General features: G+C 66.6%; 24 protein-coding genes and 2 tRNA genes. 13 read left to right on the forward strand and 13 right to left on the reverse strand.

Going from position 1 to position 26595, the window contains the following annotated elements; genetic code table 11:
• Positions 1-85: 85 nt before the first annotated feature.
• Positions 86-844, forward strand: coding sequence for a hypothetical protein (locus WC597_RS15030; RefSeq protein ID WP_372694563.1), 759 nt, complete (start codon positions 86-88; stop codon positions 842-844).
• A 78-nt stretch (positions 845-922) separates the two neighbouring features.
• On the opposite strand, the gene mnhG is transcribed toward WC597_RS15030, so the two are convergent.
• From mnhG to WC597_RS15065, 7 genes are all read right to left on the reverse strand, one after another.
• Entirely contained in the window at positions 923-1264 is a 342-nt protein-coding gene (gene mnhG, locus WC597_RS15035) for a monovalent cation/H(+) antiporter subunit G (RefSeq protein WP_372694565.1), read from the reverse strand.
• Positions 1261-1542 (reverse strand): K+/H+ antiporter subunit F, encoded by a 282-nt coding sequence (locus WC597_RS15040; protein ID WP_045810222.1) that lies wholly within the window; start codon positions 1540-1542, stop codon positions 1261-1263. The genes mnhG and WC597_RS15040 overlap by 4 nt, the downstream gene beginning before the upstream one ends.
• Positions 1539-2027, reverse strand: coding sequence for a Na+/H+ antiporter subunit E (locus tag WC597_RS15045; protein WP_372694567.1), 489 nt, complete (start codon positions 2025-2027; stop codon positions 1539-1541). The genes WC597_RS15040 and WC597_RS15045 overlap by 4 nt, the downstream gene beginning before the upstream one ends.
• Positions 2024-3619, reverse strand: coding sequence for a monovalent cation/H+ antiporter subunit D (locus WC597_RS15050; protein ID WP_372694569.1), 1596 nt, complete (start codon positions 3617-3619; stop codon positions 2024-2026). The genes WC597_RS15045 and WC597_RS15050 overlap by 4 nt, the downstream gene beginning before the upstream one ends.
• Positions 3616-3957, reverse strand: coding sequence for a Na+/H+ antiporter subunit C (locus WC597_RS15055; protein ID WP_159851560.1), 342 nt, complete (start codon positions 3955-3957; stop codon positions 3616-3618). The genes WC597_RS15050 and WC597_RS15055 overlap by 4 nt, the downstream gene beginning before the upstream one ends.
• A complete protein-coding gene (locus tag WC597_RS15060; RefSeq protein WP_372694571.1) occupies positions 3957-6875 on the reverse strand; it encodes a monovalent cation/H+ antiporter subunit A in 2919 nt (972 codons plus the stop codon). The genes WC597_RS15055 and WC597_RS15060 overlap by 1 nt, the downstream gene beginning before the upstream one ends.
• Positions 6876-7095: 220 nt before the next feature.
• Positions 7096-7170: transfer RNA gene (locus WC597_RS15065), tRNA-Asn, on the reverse strand.
• 42 nt (positions 7171-7212) lie between these two features.
• On the opposite strand from WC597_RS15065, the gene WC597_RS15070 reads away from it, so the two are divergent.
• Positions 7213-8043 (forward strand): TrmH family RNA methyltransferase, encoded by an 831-nt coding sequence (locus WC597_RS15070; RefSeq protein ID WP_372694573.1) that lies wholly within the window; start codon positions 7213-7215, stop codon positions 8041-8043.
• Between the two features lie 54 nt (positions 8044-8097).
• Here the strand turns inward: WC597_RS15070 and WC597_RS15075 are convergent.
• Positions 8098-8171: transfer RNA gene (locus WC597_RS15075), tRNA-Cys, on the reverse strand.
• 134 nt (positions 8172-8305) lie between these two features.
• Here WC597_RS15075 and WC597_RS15080 point away from each other — a divergent pair.
• From WC597_RS15080 to WC597_RS15100, 5 genes are all read left to right on the forward strand, one after another.
• Complete coding sequence (locus tag WC597_RS15080; RefSeq protein ID WP_372694575.1) at positions 8306-8935, forward strand: protein-L-isoaspartate O-methyltransferase; 630 nt, start codon at positions 8306-8308, stop codon at positions 8933-8935.
• Between the two features lie 139 nt (positions 8936-9074).
• The gene (locus tag WC597_RS15085) at positions 9075-10610 is read left to right on the forward strand and encodes a TolC family outer membrane protein (RefSeq protein ID WP_372694577.1); all 1536 of its coding nucleotides are present in this window, start codon (positions 9075-9077) and stop codon (positions 10608-10610) included.
• A gap of 163 nt (positions 10611-10773) precedes the next feature.
• Positions 10774-11391, forward strand: coding sequence for a DUF2497 domain-containing protein (locus WC597_RS15090; RefSeq protein ID WP_372694579.1), 618 nt, complete (start codon positions 10774-10776; stop codon positions 11389-11391).
• A 117-nt stretch (positions 11392-11508) separates the two neighbouring features.
• Positions 11509-14247, forward strand: a complete 2739-nt coding sequence (locus WC597_RS15095; protein WP_372694581.1) for a valine--tRNA ligase — start codon at positions 11509-11511, stop codon at positions 14245-14247.
• A 151-nt stretch (positions 14248-14398) separates the two neighbouring features.
• A complete protein-coding gene (locus WC597_RS15100; protein WP_372694583.1) occupies positions 14399-15130 on the forward strand; it encodes a TlyA family RNA methyltransferase in 732 nt (243 codons plus the stop codon).
• A 109-nt stretch (positions 15131-15239) separates the two neighbouring features.
• On the opposite strand, the gene WC597_RS15105 is transcribed toward WC597_RS15100, so the two are convergent.
• Complete coding sequence (locus WC597_RS15105; protein ID WP_372694585.1) at positions 15240-15881, reverse strand: glycine zipper 2TM domain-containing protein; 642 nt, start codon at positions 15879-15881, stop codon at positions 15240-15242.
• A gap of 215 nt (positions 15882-16096) precedes the next feature.
• Here WC597_RS15105 and WC597_RS15110 point away from each other — a divergent pair, with 215 nt between their 5' ends.
• Together WC597_RS15110 and WC597_RS15115 are read left to right on the forward strand one after the other, a co-directional pair.
• Positions 16097-17341 (forward strand): class I SAM-dependent RNA methyltransferase, encoded by a 1245-nt coding sequence (locus tag WC597_RS15110; RefSeq protein ID WP_372694587.1) that lies wholly within the window; start codon positions 16097-16099, stop codon positions 17339-17341.
• Positions 17338-17739 (forward strand): hypothetical protein, encoded by a 402-nt coding sequence (locus tag WC597_RS15115; RefSeq protein WP_372694589.1) that lies wholly within the window; start codon positions 17338-17340, stop codon positions 17737-17739. The genes WC597_RS15110 and WC597_RS15115 overlap by 4 nt, the downstream gene beginning before the upstream one ends.
• On the opposite strand, the gene WC597_RS15120 is transcribed toward WC597_RS15115, so the two are convergent.
• The gene (locus WC597_RS15120; RefSeq protein ID WP_372694591.1) at positions 17740-18804 is read right to left on the reverse strand and encodes a PA0069 family radical SAM protein; all 1065 of its coding nucleotides are present in this window, start codon (positions 18802-18804) and stop codon (positions 17740-17742) included.
• 63 nt (positions 18805-18867) lie between these two features.
• Positions 18868-20358, reverse strand: coding sequence for a serine hydrolase (locus WC597_RS15125; protein ID WP_372694593.1), 1491 nt, complete (start codon positions 20356-20358; stop codon positions 18868-18870).
• A gap of 275 nt (positions 20359-20633) precedes the next feature.
• Between WC597_RS15125 and WC597_RS15130 the strand changes: the two genes are divergently transcribed.
• The 3 genes from WC597_RS15130 (at position 20634) to clpA (ending at position 23939) form a co-directional block, all read left to right on the forward strand.
• On the forward strand, positions 20634-21125 hold the full coding sequence (locus WC597_RS15130) for a phasin family protein (RefSeq protein ID WP_372694595.1): 492 nt from the start codon (positions 20634-20636) through the stop codon (positions 21123-21125).
• 170 nt (positions 21126-21295) lie between these two features.
• The gene (gene clpS / locus WC597_RS15135; protein ID WP_346495895.1) at positions 21296-21625 is read left to right on the forward strand and encodes an ATP-dependent Clp protease adapter ClpS; all 330 of its coding nucleotides are present in this window, start codon (positions 21296-21298) and stop codon (positions 21623-21625) included.
• Between the two features lie 13 nt (positions 21626-21638).
• Positions 21639-23939 carry an ATP-dependent Clp protease ATP-binding subunit ClpA gene (gene clpA, locus WC597_RS15140; protein ID WP_372694597.1) on the forward strand — a complete coding sequence of 767 codons (2301 nt, stop codon included), beginning with the start codon at positions 21639-21641 and terminating at the stop codon, positions 23937-23939.
• 52 nt (positions 23940-23991) lie between these two features.
• On the opposite strand, the gene WC597_RS15145 is transcribed toward clpA, so the two are convergent.
• Both WC597_RS15145 and WC597_RS15150 read right to left on the reverse strand, forming a co-directional pair.
• The gene (locus WC597_RS15145; protein ID WP_372694623.1) at positions 23992-25137 is read right to left on the reverse strand and encodes a GNAT family N-acetyltransferase; all 1146 of its coding nucleotides are present in this window, start codon (positions 25135-25137) and stop codon (positions 23992-23994) included.
• On the reverse strand, positions 25134-25592 hold the full coding sequence (locus WC597_RS15150; protein WP_372694599.1) for a RidA family protein: 459 nt from the start codon (positions 25590-25592) through the stop codon (positions 25134-25136). The genes WC597_RS15145 and WC597_RS15150 overlap by 4 nt, the downstream gene beginning before the upstream one ends.
• A gap of 106 nt (positions 25593-25698) precedes the next feature.
• On the opposite strand from WC597_RS15150, the gene WC597_RS15155 reads away from it, so the two are divergent.
• Entirely contained in the window at positions 25699-26595 is an 897-nt protein-coding gene (locus tag WC597_RS15155) for a hypothetical protein (protein ID WP_372694601.1), read from the forward strand.

The raw sequence follows: 26595 nt of genomic DNA on the forward strand, positions 1-26595 counted from the left end.
ATCTGGCCATGGCCAAACCAACGGCGCTCAAGCTAACACAGGCTCAAGCCGCTGGGTCGCCAGTCCTATATCGTAGAGGCGCAGGATGAAACGTCGGATGATCGTCGCGTGTGTCGCGGTCTTGGCTGCGGCGGCCTGTTCCGACCGGCAGGGCGGCGTTGCGGGGCCGACGGGAGCGGACGAGGCCTCGCCCTGGGTCCGGCCGCCGCTGATCGACGGGGTGATGCGCGACGGCGGGGTGTTGGTCGTGCGCGGGGCGGCGGGTCCGAACGCGCGTGTCGTGCTGCGTGCGCCGGGTGCGGCTGCGGTGGCGGCCAGCGCGGATGGGGCGGGCCGATTCGAGCTCAGGCTGCCGCCCCTGCACGGCGATGTGCGGTTCACGCCCGAGGTGCAGGTGGGCGAGGACGCCGCCGTCTCACCCGAGACATTGGTGGTCATTCAAGGTGGGGCGGGGCCTGTCGTGCTGATCGCCCCCGGCCAGCCAACCGTGCGTCTGGACGGCGCGGGCGGCTTGGACGCGGTGGATTCGGACGGGGCCACGCTGATGGCGTCCGGCCAGGCGCAAGGGGCTGCGCCCGTTGTGACCATCAATGGCGTCGGCGTGACGGCGACGGCGATCGGGCGTGGGCGGTGGCGGGCCGTCACGGGGCAGGCGGGCGCAGCGACGATCACGGTGAACGGCAAGAGCGTCGACCATCCGGGTGCGGGTGTGGCGACCGGGTTCGTCATCGAGCGCGCGGGGCAGGGCTGGCGGATCACCTGGCCTGTGGCGCCGAATGGTCGCCAGTCGGCTTGGCTGCCGGACCGGGGTGTTAATGTTCTGGAAACCAATTCGGTTAACTAAGAGGTTCGTCCTCAGGGACACCATCACCGAACCTTATTTCAGCCCGGCGCCCCCGCCGGGCTTCTTTTTGATCCCGTCTCAGCCCTTGTCGGCCGTTTCCTTCGCCTTTTCCGTGCGGTCGCGGAACAGGGCGGCGCGGGCCAGAAGGATCAGGGTGACCGGCGTGGTGACGGTCAGGAACAGGCCGATCAGGATTTCGCGCGGCATAAAGCGCCCCTCGACCACCGTGAACCACACCACAGACGCCGCCAGCACCAGCGCCATGCCCAGGGTCGCCCCCAGGGTCGGCGCGTGGACACGCTCGTAAAAGGTCTTCAGCCGCGTCAGGCCGACCGCGCCCAGCAGCGACAGAGCCGATCCACCGACCGCCAGACCCACGACGACGATGGCGGCCCATGCGGGAACTTCAGCTTCGGTCATTCGATCACCTCGCCGCGCATCAGGAACTTGGCCAGCGCCACGGTGGCGGCGAAGCCCAGCATCCCGATCACCAGGGCCGCCTCGAAATAGAGCTGGCTGTTGGTGCGGATGCCGAACACCACGACCAGCAGCATGCCATTCAGATAAAGCGTGTCCATGCCGAGGACACGATCCTGGGCGCGCGGGCCGTGGATGATTCGCCACGCGGCCAAGCCCATGGCGCAGATCAGCATCAACTGGGCCAGACCCAGGCCCCAGGTCAGCACCGCCGCCGTCATTCGAAGATCTCCATCAGCCGGCGTTCGTAGCGGTCCTTGATCAGGCGCACCCAGGTCTCTTCGTCCACCAGGTCCAGCACGTGCAACAGCAGCCGACCGGTCGCGGACTCGTATTCGACCCATAGGGTGCCGGGCGTCGAGGTGACGATGATGGCCAGGACCGCCAGGCCATAGCGGTCGCGCAGATCCAGCGGGATATGGATGAAGCCGGACTTCCGCTCGTGGCGACGGCGGCCCAGGATGATCTGAGCCACGGCCCAGTTGGAGCGCACCACATCGCCGATGACATCGATGGCGAGGCGCGCCATGGCCTTCGGCGCCTTCAGGCGCACACGATCCACGCCAAGGGCCAGCATGATGACCGGCGCCAGCAAGGCCAGCAGCAGGGCCAGCACCAAGGAGGGCGGGGCAACCGAGGCGCTGAGCAGGATCGAGGCGACGAACAGACCCAGCGACAGGACGGGGTAGGGCAGGATGCGTCTCATCGGCCGCCTCCGCCCAGCACGGCGTTGATGTAGCCCTGCGGCTCGGCCAGCCAGGCCGCTGTGTGGTCGGTGTAGATCAGGGCGGAGCCGGCGAAGATGGCCAGGAACACGCAGGCGCCGAGCAGGGCGGCGACCGCCGTCAGTTCGGCCGCGCCCACGACGAATGCCGGCGCATCCTCGTCGCGGGTCCAGATGGCGCCGACCCCCAGACGGGTCAGGCCGATCAGGGCGCCGAGGCTGGATACGGACAGCACCGCCACCAGCATCCATTGCGCCGGGCCGCCCACGTTGACCAAGGCGTCGATCATCGACAGCTTGCCGACGAAGCCCGCCAGGGGCGGCATGCCAGCCACCATCAGGGTGCAGATCAGAAAGGCACCGCCCAGGGCCGCCACGGCCGCCGGGATGACCAGCCCAGGCTCGTTGCGTTCCTCGTCATCGAACGGATCACGATACTCGTCGTCGAAGACGGCGCGCGCCTCGCCGACATCGGCCTCGCGTCCTCGCTGCAGGATTTCGGCCAGAAGGAACAGGGCGGCGCAGGCCAGAGTCGAACCGATCAGATAGAAGAGCGCGCCGCTGAGCGCCGCCGTATCGCCGACCCCCAGGATCGCCAGCACGGTGCCCGACGAGATCATCACCCCGAACCCTGCAGCGCGCGACAGGTCGCGCGAGGCGATCAGGCCGAAGGTGCCGAAGGCGATGGTCGCCAGGCCGCCGAACATCAGCCAGGTCAGGCCGAACCCGGCGGACGCCCCTGCACCGGCGCCGAACAGCAGCAGGCTGAGGCGGATGATCACATAGACCCCGACCTTGGACAGGATGGCGAAGACCGCCGCCGCCGGGGCGCTGGCCGCCGAATAGGTCGAGGTCAGCCAGAAGCCCACCGGCCACATGGCGCACTTGATCAGGAAGGCCGTGCCCAGCACCGCCGCCCCGATGTGGAACAGGCCCAGGTCGCCCGCCACAATGGTCGGCACCCGCGTCGCCAGATCGGCCATGTTGAGTGTGCTCGTCACCCCATAGATCAGGCTGACGCCGATCAGGAACAGCAGCGAAGCGGTCAGGTTGACGGCGATATAGATGACGCCCGCCCGCACCCTGGCCTCGCCCGAGCCGTGCAGGGCCAGGCCGTAGGAGGCGGCCAGCATAACCTCGAAGAAGACGAACAGGTTGAACAGGTCGCCGGTCAGCAGGGCGCCGTTGACGCCCATGATCAGAAGCAAAAACAGGGCGTGGAAGCGCGGCCCGGCCCGGTCCCAGCGCGCCAGGGCGAAGATCAGGGCGCACCCGCCCAGCACGCTGGTCAGGGCCACCATTATCGTCGACAGCCGGTCGGCGACCAGGACGACGCCGTAGGGCGCGGCCCATGATCCCAGGCGATAGACGCGCGCGGTGTCGCCGCCGCCCACCGCGCCATTGGCGCTCTCGTGCAGCAGGATCAGGGCCATGACCAGAATGGCCGCCATGGCCGCCAGGCTGAGCGATGCCTTCAGGATGCGACGGCGCTCGTCCACCAGCAGCATGGCCGAGGCGATGATCATCGGCAGGACGATAGGGCCGATGATCAGATGGGCGTGCCAGTCGGTCATGCGTCAGGCTCCTTGCCGTCGACATGGTCGCTGCCAGTGATGCCACGCGCGGCCAGGATGACCACCAGGAACAGCGCCGTCAGTGCGAAACTGATGACGATGGCCGTCAGGACCAGGGCCTGGGGCGTAGGGTCAGTGTAGCGTGCGGGGTCCGAGACCTCGCCCGCCAGCACCGGCGGCGCGCCCGACTTCAGCCGCCCCATGGCGAAGATGAAGATGTTGACCGCATAGGACAGCAGCGACAACCCCATGATGACCTGGAAGGTGCGGGGCCGCAGCAGCAGCCAGACGCCCGAGGCCGCCAGCACGCCGATGGCCAGGGCGAGAACCAGTTCCATCATGACGGTTCTCCTTCCTCGGCGTCTCTCTGCTTGGGCTTGCGCAGCGACTGGTGCGCCAGGGCGACCAGGGTCAGGACCGTGGCGCCCACGACCAGGACGACCACGCCCAGATCGAACAGCACCGCGCTGGCCAGGGGCACACGGCCCAGGATCGGCAGGTCGGCATACTGGAACCAGGAGGTCAGGAAGGGATAGCCGAACAGCCAAGACCCGATCCCGCTGAGCGCGGCGATCACCAGGCCGGCGCCGATCCAGAAGATGGGCCGGATGGCCAGCCGCTCCTCCACCCACCGGGCGCCCGAGGCCATGTATTGCAGGATGAAGGCGATCGACAGGGCCACGCCAGCCGCGAATCCGCCGCCAGGCAGGTCATGACCACGCAGGAACAGGTGCACGGCCAGCAGGATGATGAAGGGGAAAATCCAGCGCATGACCACGCGCGGGATCAGCATGGTTTCCTTCAGGGTGTCGCCCTCGGACCGTGTCTCGTGATCCCGGTCCGAGGCGTTCTGGGCGCGCTGCTGGCTGGGGCCCGACAGGGTGTCGTCGGCCGGGCGGAAGCGACGCAGCAGGGCGAAGACGGTCAGGCCGACGATGCCCAGGACCGTGATCTCGCCGAAGGTGTCGAAGGCCCGGAAATCGACCAGGATGACGTTGACGATGTTGCGCCCGCCCGCGTCCTTGTAGGCATGCTCGACGAAGAAGCGGGAGATCCCCTCGACCGACGGCCGCGTCATGACGGCATAGGAGATGGCGGCCAGGGAAGTGCCGACGGCGGCGGCGATGATCAGGTCGATGCGACGGCGGCGACGCGAACGCCGCTCCATGGCCTGCGGCAGGCGGATGGTCTCCAGCCGTTTGGGCAGCCAGCGTAGGCCCAGCAGCAGCAGGACGGTGGTGACGACCTCGACCAGCAATTGGGTCACGGCAAGATCCGGCGCCGACAGCCAGACGAAGGACAGGCAGCTGGCCAGGCCCGCCCCGCCCATCAGAACGACGGCCGCCAGTCGGTGATACTTCGCCTGCCAGGCCGCAGCGACCGCACAACTGGCGCCGATCAGCCACAGGCCCGCGAAGGCCCAGTTCGACAGAGTGAGCGTCGGCATGATCGGCGTTATGATCAGCCCCGCGCCGATTGCGGACAGGCCACCCGCCAGCAGGGCGACAAGGACGATGGCGCGCAACTGCGGTTGTTGTCGCGTCGCGCCGAACAGGTGGACCAGGGCTTCGGACCCCTTGAACAGTCCGGTCATGGCCCGTTCGAACAGCCAGCCGCCGTTCAGCCGCTTCCAGCCCCAGGGGCCGCCGCGCGGATTGGCGTTGATCCGTTTGCCGAAGACGACATACAGGCCCACGCCCCCCGCCAGGGCGATGAGGCTCAGCACCAGCGGCAGGTTGAACCCGTGCCACAGGGCCAGGCTGTAATAAGGCAGATCGAAGCCCAGCACCGAAACAGCGGCGCTCTTCAGAAACGGACCCACGGTCACGGCCGGGAAGATGCCGACGACCAGACACAGGGCCACCAACACCTCGACCGGACGCCGCATCCAGGCGACCGGCTCGTGCGGCACGCGGTCCAGCTTGGTCGGGGGCGGGCCGAAGAAGGTCGTGTGGATGAACCGCAGCGAATAGAGGACGCTGAAGGCGCTGGCCAACGTCGCCAGGGCGGGCAGGAGCAGGTTCAGTCCGTGGGTGTTCACGCTGGCCACCGCCTCGGCCAGGAACATCTCCTTGGACAGGAAGCCGTTCAACAGAGGCACGCCCGCCATCGCCGCCGCCGCCACCATGGCCAGGGTAGCGGTGAAGGGCATGAAGCGGAACAGGCCGCTGAGCTTTCTCATATCCCGCGTGCCGGCCTCGTGGTCGATGATGCCGGCGGCCATGAACAGCGAGGCCTTGAAGGTGGCGTGGTTCACGGTGTGGAAGATGGCGGCGATGCAGCCTAGCGGGCTTCCCAGGCCCAGCAGGAGCACGATCAGGCCCAGGTGGCTGATGGTCGAATAGGCCAGCAGACCCTTCAGATCATGCTGGAAGATGGCGCACCAGGCGCCCAGCAACAGGGTCGCCAACCCCATTCCGCCGACGATCAGATACCAGCTCTCGGTCCCCGCAAAGACCGGCCAGAACCGGATCAACAGGAATATCCCCGCCTTCACCATCGTCGCGGAATGCAGATAGGCGCTGACAGGCGTCGGCGCGGCCATGGCTCGGGGCAGCCAGAAGTGGAACGGAAACTGGGCGCTCTTGGTCATGGCGCCCAGCAGCAGCAGGATCAGGGCAGGCAGATACAGCGGACTGGCCTGGATCGCATCTCGCGAGGCCAGGACGACATCCAGATCGTAGCTGCCGACGATCCGTCCGATCAGGATCATGCCGACCAGCAGGGCGATCCCGCCCGTCGCCGTCACCGTCAGCGCCATGCGCGAGCCTTCCCGCGCGGCAGAATTCTGGTGCCAATAGCCGATCAGCAGGAAGGAAAAGAGGCTGGTCAGCTCCCAGAAGACCACCAGCTGGATCAGGTTGCCCGACAGCACCACCCCCTGCATCGCGCCCATGAAGGCCAGCAGGAAGGAGAAGAAGCGCGGCACCGGATCCTTCGGCGACATGTAATAGCGGGCGTACAGCACCACCAGTGCGCCGATCCCCAGGATCAGGGCGCTGAATAGCCACGACAGCCCGTCCAGCCGCAGCACCAGATTGACCCCCAGCGACGGCAGCCAAGGAATCTCGTAGCGCAGCGTCTCGCCGTCCTGAAACATCGGCCACAGCGCCGCCAGACACCCCAGGCTGATCAAGGCCACGACCCACGACAGTATGGCCGCAGACGTTCGTGCATGACGCGGCAGGCCGGACGCGACGACGGCGCCGAGGAAGGGCAGGACCAGAATGACGACGAGGAGGAAGCTGATGGACATTGCGGCGGGGCGTCTCTCCGAAGTCTCGCGTGTGGCATGGCCGAACGCTCAAGGTTGAGCATGGTTCGACGCCTGCGACACCTACGAAGTCAAACGCCGCCCGTCAAAGCGACACCGCAGCGCGGCAAACGCCGCCGACTGCGGAGGTCGGCTCAATACTTGCTGTCTTTTGAGGAGGTTGTTCTCAAGGCCTGTCAATACAGCGGCCTTTACTCCCGAGTGGCTCCGCGGGTAGGATTCGAACCTACGACCAGCCGATTAACAGTCGGCTGCTCTACCACTGAGCTACCGCGGAACATGCTCGGGAGGCGGGCCTATAGCAGCGGGCGTTCTGATCTTGCAATGGGAAATTGAGCAAATCGACCCGATAATCATCGACGATCCCGAAGACCCGCGTGTCGCGGCCTATCGTGATATCCGCGAGCGCGATCTGACGGGCCGACAAGGCCTATTCATCGCCGAGGGGGAGGTAGTGGTGCGGGGGCTGGCGTCGGCGGCGTCACGCTGCCGGTCATTGTCGTTGCTGCTGGCCGAGAAGCGAGTGGCTGCCCTGACGGATGTGATGCAGGCCCTGCCGCCTGCGACGCCCGTCTATGTGGCGCGCCAGCCGGTTCTGGACCGGATCGCCGGGTTCGAGCTTCACCGGGGCATATTGGCCCTGGGCGAAAAGCCTGCGCCGCCGTCGCTGGCCGACGTACTGGCGGGCGTGGGGCCTCAGGATATGTTCGTCGTCGCCACCGGCATCGGCAATCACGACAATATGGGCGGGCTGTTCAGGAACGCCGCTGCGTTTGGCGCCAAGGCGGTATTGTTGGATCCGACCTGCTGCGATCCCTTTTATCGCAAGGCCATTCGCGTCTCGGTCGGGGCCGTGCTGCGCACGCCGTTCGCTATCGCCGAAGCCGAGGTCATCGTGGACGCGCTGAAAAAGGCGGGCGTCGAGGTGCTGGCCCTGACGCCGTCGGCGACGGAGCGCCTGTCGGAGTATCGACGCACGGGGCCGGTCGCCTTGGTGTTGGGGTCGGAGGGGCCGGGTCTGCCCCGTGATCTGATCGAGAGCTGTCGGCCCATCGGTATCGCCATGGCGGGCGGGTTCGATTCGCTGAACGTCGCCGCCACCAGCGCGGTGGCCCTGCATCATCTGACGACGACGGCTCATTCTGATTGAGACCGGAAACGCGAAGGTCGCCCCGAGGGGCGGCCTTCGTCCGTATCGTCGCGATGGAGGCCTGACCGGGAATCGAACCCGGGTGCAAGGATTTGCAGTCCTCTGCGTCACCACTCCGCCATCAGGCCGCTTTTTGTCCCCGATTTCTCGGGGGCGGTCATCGCGAGGGCCGTTCGCTATCAGATCGGATTGTCCGCTGCAACGCACGGACCTATAAGCGCGCGAGTTTTCCTCCCGGATTATCGTTGAAGGCTGCCTACAGATGGATTTCACCGCCGAGCGCAAGGCTATGGTCGACTCGCAGGTGCGGGTGAACGACGTGACGGATCGCGCGATTCACCTGGCCATGATGGCCGTGCCGCGTGAATCGTACTGCGCGCCCGACCGCGCCTTCGCCGCCTATTCCGAAGAATCGGTCGTCATCGCCGGCGATCGCCGCCTGATGCCCGCCCGCGATGTCGCCAAACTGCTGCAGGCGGCCGATGCACGGACAGGCGAGAAGGCCCTGGCCATCGCCGCTCCCTACGCCGCCGCCTTGCTGTCGCGTATGGGCGTGACGGTCACGGCCCAGGAATCGGACGACGCCGTCTTCGCCGTGGTCGGAGAGGCCCTGGCGGCCGAGGGCGTGACGACGGTGGTCGCGCCGCTGGCCCAACCGGCCGGCGAGGGCTGGGACCTGATCATTTCCGAAGGCGGCGTGCAGAGCCTGCCCGAATCGTGGGGCGCCGCCCTGCGTCCCGGCGGCCGTATCGTGGTGGTCGAGCGTCGCGGCGCTATCGGCAAGGCGGCCCTGTATGTTCAGACGCGCGAAGGGCTGTCGCGCCGCGAACTGTTCGATTCGTCCCCATCGGTCCTTGCCGAGCTGACGCCGGCCCCCACTTTCGCGCTGTAAGACAAAGAGACGCGCGGTTGCGACGGAAATCCCGTTCGCAACCGTGAAGAAAACTTAACTGGCGTGTGGTTCGGTCAGGCCGCAGTTACGCTTGAGAAAACATTCGGGCGTTCCTCGGGGCGTCGGGCAGGGACGGATAATGTTGAAACGCTCGCGTGTGCTGGCTTCGGCCGCAGTGGTCGCCGTGATGACCGGCCTTGGCGCGCCGGCCTGGGCCGAGACGCTGCAGGACGCGATCGCTCTGGCGTATCGTACAAACCCCAACCTGTTGGCCCAACGCGCCAACCAGCGCGCGCTGGACGAGACGGTGGTCCAGGCCCGCTCGGGCCTGCGCCCGACGCTGAACGCCTCGGCCGGCGTCAACTACACCCGCAACGATTTCCCGGCCGTGACCCAGTTCGTCGATACGAACGGCGACAGCATTCCCGACACCCAGGTGACGACCTCGTCGTCCGAAAGCGACGGCGCCAATGCCGGCGTCAGCCTGAGCCAGAATATCTGGACCGCCGGCCGCGCCTCACGCGTCATCGACCAGGCCCGCGCCAGCGTGCTGGCCGGCCGCGAAAACCTGCGCCAGATCGAACAGTCGGTCATGCTGTCGGTCATCCGGGCCTATGTGAACGTGACCCGTGACATGGAAGTCCTGCGTATCCGTCAGGAGAACCTGACCGTGCTTCAACGCCAGCTGGAAGAGACCAGCGCCCGGTTCGAGGTCGGACAGATCACCCGCACAGACGTGGCCCAGGCCGAAGCCTCCTTGGCGCAGTCTCAGGCCGATCTGGCCAACGCCCAGGCTCAGCTGTCCACCTCGCGTGCCGCCTATGCCGCCGCCGTCGGCCAGTCGCCGTCCGATCTGGAGGCCGCTCCGACCCTGCCGGCCGTGCCGACCGACTTCGATGTCGCCATCGAGACCGCGCTTCAGCGGAACCCCGCCGTGCTGTCCGCGACCTACACGTTGCAAGGTGCGGAGGCCGCCGTCGCCGCCGCCCGATCCGAATATCTGCCGTCCGTGCGCGCCACCGCCTCCTACGGCGGATCGACAAACGATCTGAACGATCTTGGCCAACTGGCCGACCGCCGCAGCTTCACCGCCGGGGCGACCCTGTCGGTGCCGTTGTTCACCGGCGGGCTGAACCGTTCGCGCGTGGCCCAGGCGCTGGAACGCGCCAACGCCGCCCAGATCACAATCGAGGGCGAACGCCGCACGGTGTTGCAGAACGTCAGCTCGGCCTATGCCCAGGTTCTGTCGACCCGCGCCACCGTTTCGGCCGGCGCTGAAGCCGTCCGCGCCGCCTCGGTCGCGGCCGAAGGCGTGCGTCAGGAGGCCCAGGTCGGTCTTCGCACCACGCTGGACGTGCTGAACCAGGAACTGGCGCTGCGAAACGCCCAGACATCGGTCGCCAACGCCCGCGCCGCCGAATATGTCGCCCGCGCCTCGCTCCTGTCGGCGATGGGCCAGTTGGAAGGTCCGTCGTTGAACCCGTCCGTCGACGTCTATGATCCCGCGACCAACTACGATCAGGTCCAGGGTCGCAGCGGACTGCCGTGGGACGGCGTGATCGAGACGCTGGATCGCGTCGCCTCGCCGCCCATCGTCGGCGCCGTGGACGCCGCCGATGCGCCGATCGATGCGCAGTTGAAGGGCGAGGTCGTTCGCACCGCGCCGCAGAACTGACGGCCGCCGAATACGGACCGAAACCGCCCGTTGATTCCGACGGGCGAAGATGCGACGACAAGGCATAGGTCCCGAACGATCCGTCGTTCGGCGTCCGCCCATTCGCGGCGTGCGGAGCGTTCCGTAAGCCAACTTCTTCCCAGGCCTCGCCCAAGGTTGCGCCATGACCGATCAGTCCGCCCAGGAACCGACCATGGAAGAGATCCTGGCGTCGATTCGCCGGATCATCTCCGAAGACGAGGCCCCGGCCGAGACGCCGGCGGCTGCTGCGCCTGAAGCCACGCCTGAGCCTGTGCCCGAGCCCCTGGCGGCCGAGACCATCTTCGCCGCCCCGGTCGAGCCGACGCCGGAACCCGCCGTCGAGGACGATGTGCTGGAGCTGACCGACCGTTACGAGGCGCCGGCCGAAATCATTGGCGACCTGGACGTGGTCGAACATACGCCAGAGCCCTATCAGCCAGAGCCTGAACCCTCGCCGGTCTATGCCGAATCGGCGCCCGAGCCTGCACCCGCCCCCAGCTCCGGCTACGACACCCTGGTCGGCGACAGCGCGGCCGCCAGCGCCGCCTCGGCCTTCGCCGGCCTGGCCGCCTCGTTCAAGAAGCCGGAACCGGCCCAGGCCGCGTCGGGCGACCTGCCTTTCCTCAGCGGCAACACCGTCGAGGCCATGGTCGGCGAGATGCTGCGTCCGCTGCTGAAGGACTGGCTAGACAACAATCTGCCCGGCATCGTCCAGGCGGCGGTACAAAAGGAAGTCGAACGCATCGCGCGCAGCGCCTAGCCCTTCGCTTCACCGCAGACTAATCGAAGGGCGGCTCCTGCTGGGGCCGCCCTTTGTCATTCGAGGCCCCGTGTGGCCGCGCCGCTTGCGCCGCACGACAACGATCAAAGAAGTCCCATGCTTGAGAAGACCTTCGAACCCCAGGCCGCCGAGCCCCGTCTGTACGCCCAGTGGGAAGAGAGCGGACTGTTCGCGCCGCGCGCCACCGCAGCGACCGACGGCGCCGCCGATGCCTATTCGATCGTCATTCCGCCGCCGAACGTGACCGGCAGCCTGCACGTCGGCCATGCGCTGAACAACACCCTGCAGGACATCCTGGCCCGCTATCACCGGATGAAGGGCAAGGCGGTGCTGTGGCTGCCCGGCACCGACCACGCCGGTATCGCCACCCAGATGGTGGTCGAACGCCAGATGGCCGCAGCCGGCAATATCAGCCGGCGCGACATGGGCCGTGACGCCTTCATCGAAAAGGTCTGGGAATGGAAGGCCGAGAGCGGCGGCGCCATCGTCCAGCAACTGCGCCGCCTGGGCGCATCCTGCGACTGGTCGCGCGAGCGGTTCACGCTGGACGAGGGTTTGAACGCCGCCGTGCGCAAGGTCTTCGTGCAACTGCACAAGGAAGGCCTGATCTATCGCGACAAGCGGCTGGTGAACTGGGACCCGCATTTCCAGACCGCCATCTCGGACCTGGAGGTCGAGCAGCGCGAGGTCGAGGGCGCCTATTGGCATTTCGCCTATCCGTTGGCGGACGGCGTGACCTACGAACACCCCATCGCCTTCGGCGAGGACGGCAAGGCGACGGAATGGGAAACCCGCGACTTTATCGTAGTCGCCACGACCCGGCCCGAGACTATGCTGGGCGACACGGGCGTGGCGGTCCACCCCGAGGACGAGCGCTATGCCGGTCTGGTCGGCAAGTTCGTGACTCTGCCCATCGTCGGTCGCCGCATCCCCATCGTCGCTGACGACTATGCCGATCCGACAAAGGGCTCGGGCGCGGTGAAGATCACGCCGGCGCATGATTTCAACGACTTCGGCGTGGGCAAGCGGGCGGGTCTGCCGTCGCTGAACATCCTTGATGCCTTCGGCCGTATCACCGGAGACGACACGCCCGACGTTCCGGCTGAATACGTCGGCATGGACCGTTTCGCCGCGCGCAAAGCCATCGTCGCCCGCGCCGAGGAAGAGGGTTGGCTGCGCGAGATCGAGAAGACCAAGCACGTCGTGCCGCACGGCGACCGCTCCGGCGTTGTCATCGAGCCGTGGCTGACGGACCAGTGGTACGTCGACGCCAAGGTCCTGGCCCAACCCGCGCTAAAGGCGGTGGAGCAGGGCGACACGGTGTTCGAGCCTAAGTCGTATGAGAAGATCTACTTCGAATGGCTGCGCAACATCGAGCCGTGGTGCATCTCGCGCCAGCTCTGGTGGGGCCACCGCATCCCGGCCTGGTACGGGCCGAACGGCGAGATCTATGTCGCCGAGACGGAAGAGGACGCCCGCGAGCAGGCGATAGCGGACCATGATTCCGAGGTCGCCCTGACCCAGGACGAGGACGTCCTCGACACCTGGTTCAGCTCGGCCCTGTGGCCTTTCTCGACCATGGGCTGGCCCGAGAAGACCGAGGACTTGGAGCGGTTCTATCCGACCAGCGATCTGGTCACGGCGGCGGACATCATCTTCTTCTGGGTCGCCCGGATGATGATGATGGGTCAGCACTTCATGGGCGAGGTTCCTTTCAAGCGCGTCATCATCAACGGTCTGGTTCGCGACGAGAAGGGCCAGAAGATGAGCAAATCCAAGGGGAACGTCATCGACCCCTTGGGCATCATCGACGAGCTGGGCGCCGACCCGCTGCGGTTCACCATGGCCATCCTGTCGGGCACGCGCGACATCAAGCTGTCGAAGCAACGGATCGAGGGATACCGCAACTTCGGCACCAAGCTGTGGAACGCCGCCCGCTTCAGCCAGATGAACGAGGCGCGCCGCGTCGAGGGCTTCGATGCCGCGACGGTCGAACAGACGATCAACCGCTGGATCCGCGGTGAACTGACCAAGGCCGAGCGCGCGGTGTCCGAAGCCATTGAGGGCGGGCGGTTCGACGATGCGGCGGGCGCCCTGTATCGCTTCGTGTGGAACGTCTTCTGCGACTGGTATCTGGAACTGGCGAAACCGGTGTTCAACGGCGCAGATGAAGCCGCCAAGGCCGAGACGCGGGCCATGACCGCCTGGACGCTGGACCAGACGCTGAAGCTGCTGCATCCGGTCATGCCCTTCATCACCGAGGAACTGTGGGCCGAGCTGGGCAGGGAAGGTCCGGCGCGCGAGGGGCTGCTGATCGGCGCCGAATGGCCCGTGCTGCCGGACGCCTTCATCGACGCCTCGGCCGAGGCCGAGATTGGCTGGCTGGTCGATCTGGTCGGCGAAATCCGGGGGCTGCGCGCCGAGATGAACGTGCCGCCGTCGGCCAAGCCGCCGCTGGCCTTCGTCGCACCGGACGCCGTCACGGCTGAACGGCTCGCACGCCACCGCGACCTGATCCTGACCCTGGGCCGCGTGTCCGAGGTCGGATCGGCGGACGCCGCGCCTACCGGGGCCGTGACCTTCGTCTCGGGCGGATCGACGGTCGCGCTTTCGCTGGCCGGCATCATCGACCTGACCGCCGAGCGGGCGCGTCTGGAAAAGGAAATCGCCGCCTTCGACAGCGACATCGGCCATGTGAACAAGAAGCTGGGCAATCCCAATTTCGTTTCACGCGCCGCGCCGGAAGTCGTGGACGAACAGCGCGCGAAACTGGCCGAGGCCGAGGCCGGGAAGGTCAAGCTGCAGGCGGCGTTGGCGCGTCTGGCCTCGCTGTGAGCCCTTCTCCCCTCGGGGGAGAAGGTGGGCTCCGCAGGCGCTCGGATGAGGGGGCTTTCGCCGCCCCCTTGTCGTCGGCCTGTCGTGTTTCAGGCAGCCCCCTCATCCGTCACGCTCCGCGAGCCACCTTCTCCACCGAGGGGAGAAGGGCGTGAAGGTTCGGATCGACCAACTGCTTGTCGCGCGAGGCCTGTTCGAAAGTCGCTCGCAGGCGCGCGCGGCGATCGAGGCGGGGCTGGTGGTCGCCAATGGCGTGGTCGTGCGAAAGGCTTCGGAGCAGTTCGCTGACGACGCTGAACTTCAGGCCCAACCCGCCCACCGCTGGGTCGGGCGCGGCGCGTTGAAGCTGGATCACGCCCTGAGCGTCTGGCCTGTGTCGGTCGAGGGCAGGGTGGTGCTGGACGTCGGCGCATCCACCGGCGGCTTCACCGAGGTCTGTCTGGATCGCGGTGCGGCTCAGGTGTTCGCCGTCGATGTCGGCTTCGGCCAGATGCACGCGCGGGTCGCCGCCGACCCGCGCGTGGTCAATCTGGAACGCACCGATGCGCGCGATCTCGCGACCGATCTGATCTCGCGGCCGCCGTCGTTGATCGTCTGCGACGCCAGCTTCATCAGTCTGGCGAAGGTGCTGCCCGCCGCGCTCGACCTGGCGGCTCCCGGTGCGGACCTGATCACCCTGATCAAACCGCAGTTCGAGGCCGATGGGCCGGGTGGCGGCAAGAAGGGCGTGGTCAAAGACCCGCAGGCCCACGCCTTGGCCGTGCAGCGTGTCCGAGACTGGCTGGAAGCTTTCGGCTGGACCGTGCAGGCCACGACCGAAAGCCCCATCACGGGCGGCGATGGCAATGTCGAGTTCCTGCTGTGGGCCAAAAAGCCCAATTAAACGGGCTCAAGTAGCGCGAAGCGCGATAGCCCCTAACAAAGAGAAACCGCCGGAGGACTGATCCTCCGGCGGCTCCCGTCACGTCGTCGATCGACAGGGGGGCTGAAAATTAATCGACGACGCGATAGCGGCCGTACTGGTCGGGGCAGGTGCGGACGTATCGGGTGTCCGTGCGACCATCGGGCAGACGGACCTGGCTTTCGGCCAGACGGCATCCGTCTGAATTCTGATAGGATTCGACCGGGCGCGAGCGGTCGTCGTAATAGCCGCCACGGTCGTAGGCGTAGTCGTCGCGACGGTCTTCGTAACGATAGCCTTGATCGCCGGTGTAGCGATCGTCGTAGTAGCTGGGCTGGCTGTAGCCCTGGGCGTAGTAGCCGTTCGAACCATAGCTGCTCTGGTAGCTGCGGCAGGCGTCCGAGCTGGACCGGCCGACCTGCGAACCGACCACGGCGCCGAGCACGCCGCCCAGGATGCTGCCCTCGGTGCGGCGACCGCGTGCGGCCAGCTGCGAGCCGATGACGGCGCCCGCGCCCCCGCCGATGACCGCGCCGGCGCCGGTGCGGCCCTGACGTTCACGCGAGCAGGGGTCATAGGACTGGCCGCGCCCGTAATTGTAGGACGGGGCATAGGCGCCGGTGCCGTAGTTCTGGCTGTAGCCGTTGCCGTAATAGACTTGCGCCGACGCCGTGAGCGGGGCGGCCGTGACGCCGAGCGCCAGGGCGGCGACGGCGGCGAGCGATGTTTTCATGAGACGCATTTTCCAACCCTCTGAGGACCGAACGGTTTCCGTCAATCGTTAACGGCCAAGCCTCGTGTCTCGTTGCAGAGAGATTTACGATCGCGAAGCTGAACGGCAATTGATCGACACGTTCATATTCGTTCATCTTTATCGGGCCTGCGGATCACGTCCGCGAGAGGGCGTGCGGGTTGAGCGGGGAGGCGCGCGCGGCTAGAAGCCCGCCGATGGACATCTTCACCATCGACCGCGTCGGCGGCCAGGGCGACGGCATCGCCCAGACGCCGTCGGGGCCGGTTTTCGCCGGCCTGACACTGCCCGGCGAGGCGGTGCGCGGGTTGGTCGTGGACGGGCGGCTGGAGCAGGTCGAGATCGTCACCCCCAGCCCTCACCGGATCGCGCCGGTGTCGCCGCAATATGGCGATTGCGGCGGGTGTTCGCTGCAGCACTGGTCAGAGGGGCCTTATCTGGACTGGAAGCGCGAGCAGGTGCGGCTGGCCCTGGCGCGCGAGGGGATCGAGACCGAGATCGAGGCGACGGTGGCGACGCCGCCCGGAACCCGCCGCCGCGTCGCCCTGCATGCCCGGCGGACCCAGGACGGTCACGTGGTGCTGGGGTTCAAGGCGCGTCGCTCGTGGCGGCTGGTCGAGGTGCGAGCCTGTCCCGTCGCCGATCCTCGAATCGTGGCGGCCATTCCGGCGCTGGCCGAGTTGGCCGCGGCCTTCTTCGAACATCCGAAATCCGCGCCGACCCTGCATGTCACCTGGACCCTGTCGGGGCTGGATGTCGATGTGACGGGCGTCGAGCGGCGTTCGGGCGGGGGCCTGTCCGCCGACGCCCAGATGAAGGCGATCCAGGCCGCGCACCGGGCCGATCTGGCGCGACTCAGCCTGGCGGGCGACACCCTGGTCATGGCGCGCCAGCCCATGGTGGCGTTCGGCCCGGCGACCGTATCCCTGCCGGCCGGCGGGTTCCTGCAAGCCGTGCCTCAGGCGGAAGAGGCCATGGTCGCGCGGGCGGTCGCGGCGGTTAAGGGGTCCAAGAAGATCGCCGATCTGTTCTGCGGCGCGGGGACCTTCACCTTCCCCCTGGCGACCGTGGCGCCTGTGATCGCAGCGGATGCCTCCAAGGCGGGCATTGCGGCGCTGAAGGCCGCAGTCGGCTCGGCCAAGGGCATGAAGGCGATTACCGCAGAGGCGCGTGATCTGTTTCGACGGCCGCTGAACCCCTATGATCTAAAGGGCTGCGACGCCATCGTGTTCGACCCGCCGCGCGCCGGCGCCATCGACCAGACGGCCCAGATCGCCGCAACCAAAGCCTCGGTTGTGGTCGGGGTGTCGTGCAACCCCCAGACTTTCGCGCGCGACGCCCGCGTGTTGATCGACGCGGGCTTCCGGTTGGAGACGGTGACACCGGTGGACCAGTTCCTGTGGTCTTCGCACGTCGAACTGGTGGGAGTTTTCAAGCGATGACCGTGGACGAGCAGAACGACGAGGATGGCGGCGGTTTCGACGCCGAGGATTGGACGCGGCTGAAGCCGTTCGTCGGCGCGGTCGCCACGCTGGACGATGTTCAAGCGCGCCGCGCGGTCTTCGCCCTGGGCGAGACGGACGACCCGCGCCCCATCGTCATGGACCTGCCCCAGCCCGTGATCTGGTGGGAGGAGGACGGCGAGCAGGCGGCGGTGGCAGTCCAGGCCGAGAGCCACCTCGGCCCTGACGGCGAGGAGATGGAGATCCTGGGCCTGATCCTGCCGGACGGAGAGGGGGCGGTGGCCCTGATGGAGGATGTCGATCTGGTCGACGATACCGACCCGACCTGGCGCGACCTGGTCACCCGCGCCATCGATCCGTCGGCGGCGGACGACTGATCAACCAAAAAGCTCAAGTTGCGGTCGTGCGTCGGCTGGCACGCGGAACTGGGTCTCGTCCAGCAGGCGGTGCGGCGTATCGAGGCCATAGCGTTTGACGGCGGCCTTGAACCGCGCCCCGATCAGTTCGGCGACCGGGCCGGTTCCCTTCATACGCTGGGACCAGTCGGCGTCGTAATCCTTGCCGCCGCGTGTCTGGCGGATCAGGGACATGACGCGGGCGGCGCGGTCCGGGCGGGCGTCGGCCAGCCATTCGCGGAACAGGTCCTTGATCTCGAGCGGCAGGCGCAGGGTCACATACATGGCCCGCGTCGCCCCGGCCTTGGCGGCGGCTTCTAGGACGGATTCCAATTCGTGATCGTTCAGGCCGGGGATGACGGGCGCGAACCCCACGCCGACAGGACAGCCCGCATCCGCCAGGCGGCTGATGGCCTCCAGCCGTTTGGCCGGCGTCGACGCGCGGGGCTCCATCGCGCGGGCCAGTCCCCGATCCAGCGTGGTGATGGAGACGAAGGCCGAGGCCAGCCCCGCCTTGCCCATCGGGCCCAGGATGTCGGCGTCGCGCGTGATCAACACCGACTTGGTGATGATGCTGAATGGGTGATTGAACCGTTGCATGACCTCCAGGATCGAGCGCGTCGATTTCAGATCCCGCTCGACCGGCTGATAGGGGTCGGTGTTGCCGCCTATGTGGATGCGTTTGCACCGGTATCGGGGTGCGAGGAACGCCTGCTCCAGCAGACTTGCGGCTTGGGGCTTGAAGAAGATCCGGCTCTCGAAATCCAGGCCCGGGGATAGGCCCATCCAGGCATGGGACGGACGGGCGTAACAGTAGATGCAGCCATGTTCGCAACCTTTGTACGGGTTGATGGAGCGGTCGAATCCGATGTCCGGGCTGTCGTTCCGGGCGATGATGGTGCGGGCATGCTCCGGGGTGAGGGTGGTGCGCAGCGGCGCGGCCTCGGCGTCGTCGCGCGTCCAGCCGTCGTCGAACGACTGATGCTGTTCAGGCTCGTAGCGGCCGGTGGCATTCGAACGCGCCCCTCTTCCCTTGGCGGTTTCCATGGGAAAGACGATGCGACATCATCTGGAACAAAGCAAGAACATTTGTTCTCGCTCTTGGTCGCCTCAGTCGGGGCCGATGACCATGCAGGTGACCCGACGTTCGGCCAGGGCCTCGCAGGCGGTCTTGGCGCCGGCTTCCGTCAGGCCGACGAAGCGCGAGCGATACCAGTCGCCGGCCGTCTGGACGTTGCGCTCGGCGGTGGCGAACTGGGTGCGGAAACGGCGGTTCAACTCGGTCAGCCAGTCGCTGGCCACCTTCTCGTTGCGGAAGGCGCCGACCTGAACCGCCCAGCGCCCGGCGGGCGTGCGGGCGGCGGCGCGGGCCGGCTCTCGCGCCGGGGGCGGGGTCGCGCGACGCGGCGTGGTCGAGGGCGCAACGGCTGCGCTGGATGGCGCGCCGTTCAGCGAGGCGGTGACATTGTGGGGCGCGCGGGGGTTCGACGAAGAGGCTGCGGCCTGGCCGATGGCTTGGGCGGTCGCGGCGGCGCGCTGGTTGGCTGCGCGTTCCGAGGGGGCAGGGGCGACGCGGGTCGGCAGCGCTGCGGGCGGAGGGGCCGCCGTATAGGCGACGGCGGTGGATTCGGCGCCGATGCCGTCCTCGTCGTCATTGACCGAAGCATAGGCGATCGGGGCGTCGGCGATTGCCGATCCGACGCCGAATCCGCGCTGTTCGAAGAAGGTCTGGGCCACCTGGATACGCTCGCCCTGAGCGCGGCGGCGTTCGACCTCGAAGCCGGTGTCCATCAGTTCGGCGACGTGGGCGTTGCGGCTGGCGGTCGAACGGCCGCCCAGCACAATGGTGATCAGCCGGCGTCCATCCCGCACGGCTGAGGCGGCGAGATTGTACCCGGAGGCATTGGTATAGCCGGTCTTCATGCCGTCATAGCCGCGCCCTGTGGGCAGAAGACCGTTGGTGTTGCGGTAGTTGCGGCCGTTGAAGGCCCAGTCGTGCAGACCGAAGTAGCTGTAGTATTGCGGGAAATCGCGCATGATGGCGCGGGCCAGGATAGCCTGGTCGCGCGCTGACGTCAGCTGTCGGGCATCGGGCAGGCCGTTGGCGGTGTAATAGCGGGTCTGGCTCATGCCCAGCTGTTCCGCCTTCAACGTCATCATGTTGGTGAAACGGGCTTCCGACCCCCCGATATGCTCGCCGATGGCCAGGGCCATGTCGTTGGCGGACCGCACGGCCGTGGCGCGCATGGCGTCGTCCAGGGTGATGGTCTGTCCGGCGGCGAGGCCCAGTTTCGACGGCGGCTGCGAGGCGGCGCGCGGCGAGACCGTCAGCACGTCGTTGACGTTCGCCTTGCCCTGAGAAAGGGCCTCGAATGTCAGATAAAGCGTCATCATCTTGGTCAGGGACGCCGGATAGCGGCGGCTGTCGGCGTTGCGCGCGAACAGAACCTCGCCGGTGGCGGCGTCGATGACGATGGCGGCGTAGCGACTGTTCTCCTGCGCCGAGTAAGCGACCTGAGCCTCGATCGGCCTGACATTCGCACCCAGCACCAGCGAAAGCGCGAGAACGGCGAACAGGCCACGGCGGAGAAAAGCAATCATGGGTGTACAACCCTCAGTGAGCAGGGCGCGACAGGCCCCCCGGCCGACGCGATGGAAGGGTTAGCATAGGAAGCACGGGTTTCGTGGTGGTTAACCGCTCGTCAACGGGAATTTGAACCGCCAACCAAGGTTATCATCGATAATATGCTGCATTGCACAATAAGCTTGAAAAACCTTCGCACTTGCAGCATAAGGAAGGCCTGCGAGGATACCCTCGCCTGAATATTTCCGCTCAGCGCCCGTCAGCACGGGCCACATTTATCGGAGAGACGACTATGGCCGACGCTACCGAAACCGTGAAGAAGACCGCCGATCAAGTCACCGCCGCCGCCGCTTCGGCCGGCGCCAAGGTCAAGGCTCAGGCCGAGACCATGCAGGCCGCAGGCACTCAAGCCTTCCGCGAAGGCATCGAGAAGTCGACCGCCTCGATGGCCGAGCTGAACGCTCACAGCAAGAAGAACCTGGACGCCATGGTCGAGTCGGCCACCGTCGCCCAGAAGGGCGCCGAAGCCCTGTCGCAACAGGCGCTCGGCTTCGCCAAGTCGTCCTGGGAAGAGGGCGTCGCCGCCTCCAAGGAACTGTCGACCGCCCGTTCGGTGCAGGAGTTCTTCGAACTGCAAACCGCCTGGGCCAAGAAGTCCATGGAGCGCTACGTCGCGGAACTGACCAAGACGAACGAGATCGTCACCGCTACGGTCAAGGACAGCATCAAGCCGATCAACGAGCGCGTCACCGCCTCGGTCGAAAACTTCCAGGCCGCTCGCTAAACAGCGAAACGTCTTGAGGATCGATAATGCCCCGGAGTTCGCTCCGGGGCTTTTTTCGTTTTGGATTCGTCGTTTGCACTTCACGCAATCCGTGACTGGACGCCGCTTCAATTCAGGCCATCATTCCCTATCTGTTGGAGACAAGACGACTCCCCGATTACGGAATACGAATGCCCATACAAAGGCCCGGTGATACCGGGGGCGGTCAAGGCACCGCCACCGTCACCGAAACAAAGCCCAAGCTTCAGAAGCCCTCGCTGTATCGGGTGCTGATCCTGAACGACGATTATTCGCCGATGGAATTCGTCGTCTATGTGCTGGAGCGGTTCTTCCAGAAGAGCCGCGAAGAGGCCACCCGCATCATGCTGCATGTGCATCAGCATGGCGTGGGCGTCTGCGGCGTCTTCACCTACGAGGTCGCCGAGACCAAGGTCGCGCAAGTCATCGAGACCGCGCGTCGCCACCAGCACCCTCTGCAATGCACGATGGAAAAGGACTGAGAGGAACCTCCCGATGCCTTCATTTTCCCGTCCTCTCGAAGAAACCCTGCACCGCGCGGTAGGATACGCCAATGCGCGCAGGCATGAATATGCGACGCTGGAGCACCTACTGCTCGCGTTGATCGACGACCCCGATGCGACCGGCGTCATGCAGGCCTGCAACGTCGATCTGACCGCGCTGAAAGCGGCGTTGACCCTGTATGTCGACAACGATCTCGCTGCCCTGGCCACGGCCGATGGAGAGGACGCCAAGCCGACCGCCGGCTTCCAGCGCGTGATCCAGCGCGCGGTGATCCACGTTCAATCGTCCGGCCGCGAGGAAGTGTCTGGCGCCAATGTGCTGGTCGCCATCTTCAGCGAGCGCGAGAGCCATGCCGCCTATTTCCTGCAAGAGCAGGACATGACGCGCTACGACGCGGTCAACTTCATCGCCCACGGCATCGCCAAGAAGGCTGGCGCCACAGAGGCCCGTCCCGCCAAGGGCTCATCGCCCGAAGAGGCCGAGGACCAGTCGGCCGTCAAGTCGGGCGGCGAGGCGCTGGAAGCCTATTGCGTCGATCTCAACGAGAAGTCGCGCCAGGGCAAGGTCGATCCTCTGATCGGTCGTCAGGCCGAGGTCGATCGCTCGATCCAGATCCTGTGCCGCCGGACCAAGAACAACCCGCTGCTGGTCGGCGATCCCGGCGTCGGCAAGACCGCCATCGCCGAAGGTCTGGCGCGCAAGATCGTCAACGGCGAGGTGCCCGATGTCCTGAAGGACGCCACCATCTACTCGCTAGACATGGGCGCGCTGCTGGCCGGCACCCGCTATCGCGGCGACTTCGAGGAGCGCCTGAAACAGGTGGTCAAGGAGCTGGAGAACCACGAGAACGCCGTGCTCTTCATCGACGAGATTCACACGGTGATCGGCGCCGGCGCGACCTCGGGCGGGGCCATGGATGCGTCCAACCTGCTGAAGCCGGCCCTGGCGTCGGGTTCGCTGCGCTGCATGGGTTCGACGACCTACAAGGAATATCGCCAGCACTTCGAGAAGGACCGCGCCCTGGTGCGTCGCTTCCAGAAGATCGACGTAAACGAGCCGACGGTCGAGGATACGGTGAAGATCCTGAAGGGTCTGAAGACCTACTACGAGCAGCACCACAAGGTCCGCTACACCGACAGCGCCATCCGCACCGCGGTCGAGCTGTCGGCGCGCTACATGACCGACCGCAAACTGCCGGACAAGGCGATCGACGTGATCGACGAGGCGGGCGCCGGCCAGATGCTGCTGGTCGAATCCAAGCGCAAGAAGGTCATCGGCCAGAAGGAGGTCGAGGCCGTCATAGCCAAGATGGCCCGTATCCCGGCCAAGTCGGTGTCCAAGTCCGACACCGAGAGCCTGCGCGAGCTTGAGGTCGATTTGAAGCGCGCGGTCTTCGGTCAGGAACAGGCCATCGACCAGGTTTCGGCAGCGATGAAGCTGGCGCGGGCGGGTCTGCGCGACCCGAACAAGCCCATCGGCAGCTTCCTGTTCAGCGGTCCGACCGGCGTCGGCAAGACCGAGGTCGCCAAGCAACTCGCCGCCACCCTGGGCATCGAGATGCAGCGGTTCGACATGTCCGAATACATGGAGCGCCACACGGTCAGCCGCCTGATCGGGGCCCCTCCCGGCTATGTCGGCCATGACCAGGGCGGGCTTCTGACCGACGCCGTCGATCAGCATCCGCATTCGGTGGTGCTGCTGGACGAGATCGAGAAGGCGCACCCGGATGTCTACAACATCCTGTTGCAGGTGATGGACAACGGCATGCTGACCGACGCGGTCGGCAAGAAGGTGGACTTCAGGAACGTCATCCTGATCATGACCACCAACGCCGGGGCCGCCGACAACGCCCGCGCCTCCATCGGTTTCGGCCGGGGCAAGGTCGAGGGCGAGGACGACAAGGCCATCCAGCGCCTGTTCGCGCCGGAGTTCAGAAACCGCCTGGACGCCATCGTGGCCTTCAAGCCGCTGCAGGCCGACACGATCCGTTCGGTGGTGACCAAGTTCATCCTTCAGCTGGAAGCCCAGCTCGCGGACCGCAACATCACCATCGAACTGACCGACGAGGCCGCCGACTGGCTGGCCAAGAACGGCTTCGACGAACTGTATGGCGCGCGTCCGCTGGCGCGGGTCATTCAGGACTCGATCAAGAAGCCGCTGGCCGACGACATCCTGTTCGGGCGTCTGACGCGCGGCGGACACGTCAAGGTCCAGTTGAAGGACGGCAAGATCGACTTCGACATCGCAAGCGCCAACGCGCCCGCGAAGGCCGAGGAAGAAGAGACGGCCTGATCCTTAAAGGATCGAAGGCGGAGGGCCCGGCTGGAAACAGCCGGGCCTTTTTCTATGTCGCCTTGTAGGGCGAAAGCTCCTCGGCCATCGCCGCCATCTCGGCCTGCATCGCCGGGCGTTCGCCGTCCAGATAGCGGGCGACGGGATCGCGCAGGGCCGGGTCGGCGATGAAGTGGGCGGAATAGACGGGGGAGGGCAGGTATCCGCGCGCGATCTTGTGGTCGCCCTGGGCGCCGGCCTCGACGCGGGACAGGCCGCGCGAAATGGCGAAGTCGATGGCCTGATAGTAGCAGAGCTCGAAATGCAGGAAGGGCACGTCTTCCAGAGTGCCCCACTGGCGGCCGTACAGGGCGTCGCGGCCGATGAAGTTCAGGGCGCCGGCGATGGGCGTCTGGTCCCGGAACGCCATGACCAGGGCGATCCGGTCTGCCATAGTTGCGCCGACGCGGCTGAAGAAGTCGCGCGTCAGATAGGGCTGGCCCCATTTGCGCGAGCCGGTGTCCATGTAGAAGGCGAAGAAGGCGTCCCAGTGCGCCTCGGTGATGTCAGCGCCGGTCAGGACGCGGATATCGAGATCGGCCTGGGCGTCCCGCCGCTCGCGCTTGATGGTCTTGCGACGGTTGGCCGACAGGGCGGCGAGGAAATCGTCGAAGGTCCGATAGCCGTTGTTGCGCCAGATGAACTGGATGTCCTGGCGCGGCAGCAGGCCCGCCTCGCCTATGGCCGACCATTCGGGTTCGGTCGGGAAGTTCACGTGCAGGGACGAGACGCCAAGCCGTTCGACCAATGTCACCGCCCCCTGGATCAGGGCCTGGCGCACCGTCGCGGCGTCGGTCTCGGGGTGGTTCAGGAAGCGCGGGCCGGTCGCGGGCGTAAAGGGCACGGCGCCCAGCAGCTTGGGATAATAGCGACCGCCCGCCCGTTCATAGGCGTCGGCCCAGCTGTGGTCGAAGACGTATTCGCCCTGGCTGTTGCCCTTCAGATAGAGGGGCATGACGCCGAGCACGGCGTTGTCGTCATCGCGCAGGGCCAGATGGCGCGAGGCCCAGCCCTGACGCGGCGCGGCGCTGCCCGAGGCCTCGCAGGCGTGCAGGAAGTCGTAGGAGACGAAGGGATCGCCGGTGGACTGCGCGCACGCATCCCAGGCCTCGCGGCCGATGTCGGCGATCCCTTCGTGAACCGAGATCTGAAAGATCAGCGGATCTCCACGATCGCATCGATCTCGACGGCGAAGCCGAGCGGCAGTTTGTAGACGCCGACCGCCGAACGGGCGTGCTTGCCCGCATCGCCGAAGACCTCGACCATCAGGTCCGAGCAGCCGTTGATCACTGCGGGTATGGCGATGAAGTCGGGACCGGCCTGGACGAAGCCGCCCAGTTTGACGATGCGGACCACCCGATCCAGGTCGCCGTCGCAGGCCGCCTTGATCTGGGCGATCAGGTTCAGGCCGCACAGGCGCGCTGCATCAGTGGCCTGTTCGGGCGTCACGTCCACGCCGACCGTGCCCTTGATCCCGCCCGAGGCGTCGTTCGACAGCTGGCCCGAGATGGTGACCTGATTGCCAGACTGGACGAAGGAGACATAGCTGGCCACCGGCTTGGCGGGTTCCGGCAGGGTGAGGCCGAGTTCGGCGATGCGGGCTTCGATGCTCATGGGGGCTCCTGTTTATCTGGGCGCGGTTTAGCGCGAGGCGAGTGCGGCGTCACGTCCATCGCGCGGCTTTAAAGGTTCGCCAACCGCGCCGTGTCATGGTGCGATCATGGATATGCACCTGACCCCCGATGTCGCCGCCTTCCATGCCGTGCTGGCGCGGTTGTCCCCCGACGACCGGGCGCGCGTGGACGCCGCCGTCGGACCGGCCGCGCTGAAGGCCGCCGAGGCCGCGCCGCACTGGGATTTCGAAATGCCGGCCAAGGCGGTGGACGCCCTGTTGGGCGCGGATGCGTCGGACGATGTGCGTCGCGGCCTGGTCGCCGCCTGGGCGCTGCAACTGCCCGACCGCGCGGCGGCGATACGTTTGCCGGCCGAGGTGATGGCTCTTTATCCCTACTGGATCGAACAGCTGGCGGCGTTTCTGGGCAAGGCCGAGGGCGACTATGTCTTCGACCACTGGTCCAAGGACGTGCGCTTCACCCTGGCGCTCAGCGTGCCGGGCGCCAAGAGCCAGGTGATCGACCTGAGTTCGCCGGTCGGGCCGGGCCAGATCGTCAAACACGTCCGCGACGGCTGGGGCCTCAAGCCGCTGTTGCGCTATCTGGCGGCGGGCGCCAAGCGCGAGCCGTGGCTGGAGGTTCACACCGAAAGTCGCTGGCTGAGGGGCTTCAACGAGGATGGCTGGAACGAGGCCTGGGCGACGGCAGCGGAGCTGTGCCGCGCACGGCCGGAACTGGCGGGCATGATCGGCTCCAGCTGGTTCTACGATCCGCCCCTGACCGAGATCAGTCCCCGCCTGGCGCACCTGCGGCTCAACCCCCTGAACGGCGGCGCCTTCATGGTCCATCAGGGGCCGGCGCCGATCCACACTGAGCGGGCGGCGACGGCCTCGGCGTCGAGGAAGGCGTTGATCGACAGCGGGGAATACACCGCCCGGTCGTGGCTGATGATTTGGCCGAGAAAGGAACTGATCGCCTGGGCGGATAGGCGCAAGGCCGGCTGA

The sequence above is a fragment of the Brevundimonas sp. genome, assembly GCF_041648115.1.
Lineage (GTDB): Bacteria > Pseudomonadota > Alphaproteobacteria > Caulobacterales > Caulobacteraceae > Brevundimonas.

Bases quoted from the DNA above. Each gene is read 5' to 3' on its own strand.
- WC597_RS15030 (WP_372694563.1), top strand. From the start codon at position 86: ATGAAACGTCGGATGATCGTCGCGTGTGTCGCGGTCTTGGCTGCGGCG.
- mnhG (WP_372694565.1), bottom strand. From the start codon at position 1,264: ATGACCGAAGCTGAAGTTCCCGCATGGGCCGCCATCGTCGTCGTGGGT.
- WC597_RS15040 (WP_045810222.1), bottom strand. From the start codon at position 1,542: ATGACGGCGGCGGTGCTGACCTGGGGCCTGGGTCTGGCCCAGTTGATG.
- WC597_RS15045 (WP_372694567.1), bottom strand. From the start codon at position 2,027: ATGAGACGCATCCTGCCCTACCCCGTCCTGTCGCTGGGTCTGTTCGTC.
- WC597_RS15050 (WP_372694569.1), bottom strand. From the start codon at position 3,619: ATGACCGACTGGCACGCCCATCTGATCATCGGCCCTATCGTCCTGCCG.
- WC597_RS15055 (WP_159851560.1), bottom strand. From the start codon at position 3,957: ATGGAACTGGTTCTCGCCCTGGCCATCGGCGTGCTGGCGGCCTCGGGC.
- WC597_RS15060 (WP_372694571.1), bottom strand. From the start codon at position 6,875: ATGTCCATCAGCTTCCTCCTCGTCGTCATTCTGGTCCTGCCCTTCCTC.
- WC597_RS15080 (WP_372694575.1), top strand. From the start codon at position 8,306: ATGGATTTCACCGCCGAGCGCAAGGCTATGGTCGACTCGCAGGTGCGG.
- WC597_RS15085 (WP_372694577.1), top strand. From the start codon at position 9,075: ATGTTGAAACGCTCGCGTGTGCTGGCTTCGGCCGCAGTGGTCGCCGTG.
- WC597_RS15090 (WP_372694579.1), top strand. From the start codon at position 10,774: ATGACCGATCAGTCCGCCCAGGAACCGACCATGGAAGAGATCCTGGCG.
- WC597_RS15095 (WP_372694581.1), top strand. From the start codon at position 11,509: ATGCTTGAGAAGACCTTCGAACCCCAGGCCGCCGAGCCCCGTCTGTAC.
- WC597_RS15105 (WP_372694585.1), bottom strand. From the start codon at position 15,881: ATGAAAACATCGCTCGCCGCCGTCGCCGCCCTGGCGCTCGGCGTCACG.
- WC597_RS15110 (WP_372694587.1), top strand. From the start codon at position 16,097: ATGGACATCTTCACCATCGACCGCGTCGGCGGCCAGGGCGACGGCATC.
- WC597_RS15115 (WP_372694589.1), top strand. From the start codon at position 17,338: ATGACCGTGGACGAGCAGAACGACGAGGATGGCGGCGGTTTCGACGCC.
- WC597_RS15120 (WP_372694591.1), bottom strand. From the start codon at position 18,804: ATGGAAACCGCCAAGGGAAGAGGGGCGCGTTCGAATGCCACCGGCCGC.
- WC597_RS15125 (WP_372694593.1), bottom strand. From the start codon at position 20,358: ATGATTGCTTTTCTCCGCCGTGGCCTGTTCGCCGTTCTCGCGCTTTCG.
- WC597_RS15130 (WP_372694595.1), top strand. From the start codon at position 20,634: ATGGCCGACGCTACCGAAACCGTGAAGAAGACCGCCGATCAAGTCACC.
- clpS (WP_346495895.1), top strand. From the start codon at position 21,296: ATGCCCATACAAAGGCCCGGTGATACCGGGGGCGGTCAAGGCACCGCC.
- clpA (WP_372694597.1), top strand. From the start codon at position 21,639: ATGCCTTCATTTTCCCGTCCTCTCGAAGAAACCCTGCACCGCGCGGTA.
- WC597_RS15150 (WP_372694599.1), bottom strand. From the start codon at position 25,592: ATGAGCATCGAAGCCCGCATCGCCGAACTCGGCCTCACCCTGCCGGAA.
- WC597_RS15155 (WP_372694601.1), top strand. From the start codon at position 25,699: ATGGATATGCACCTGACCCCCGATGTCGCCGCCTTCCATGCCGTGCTG.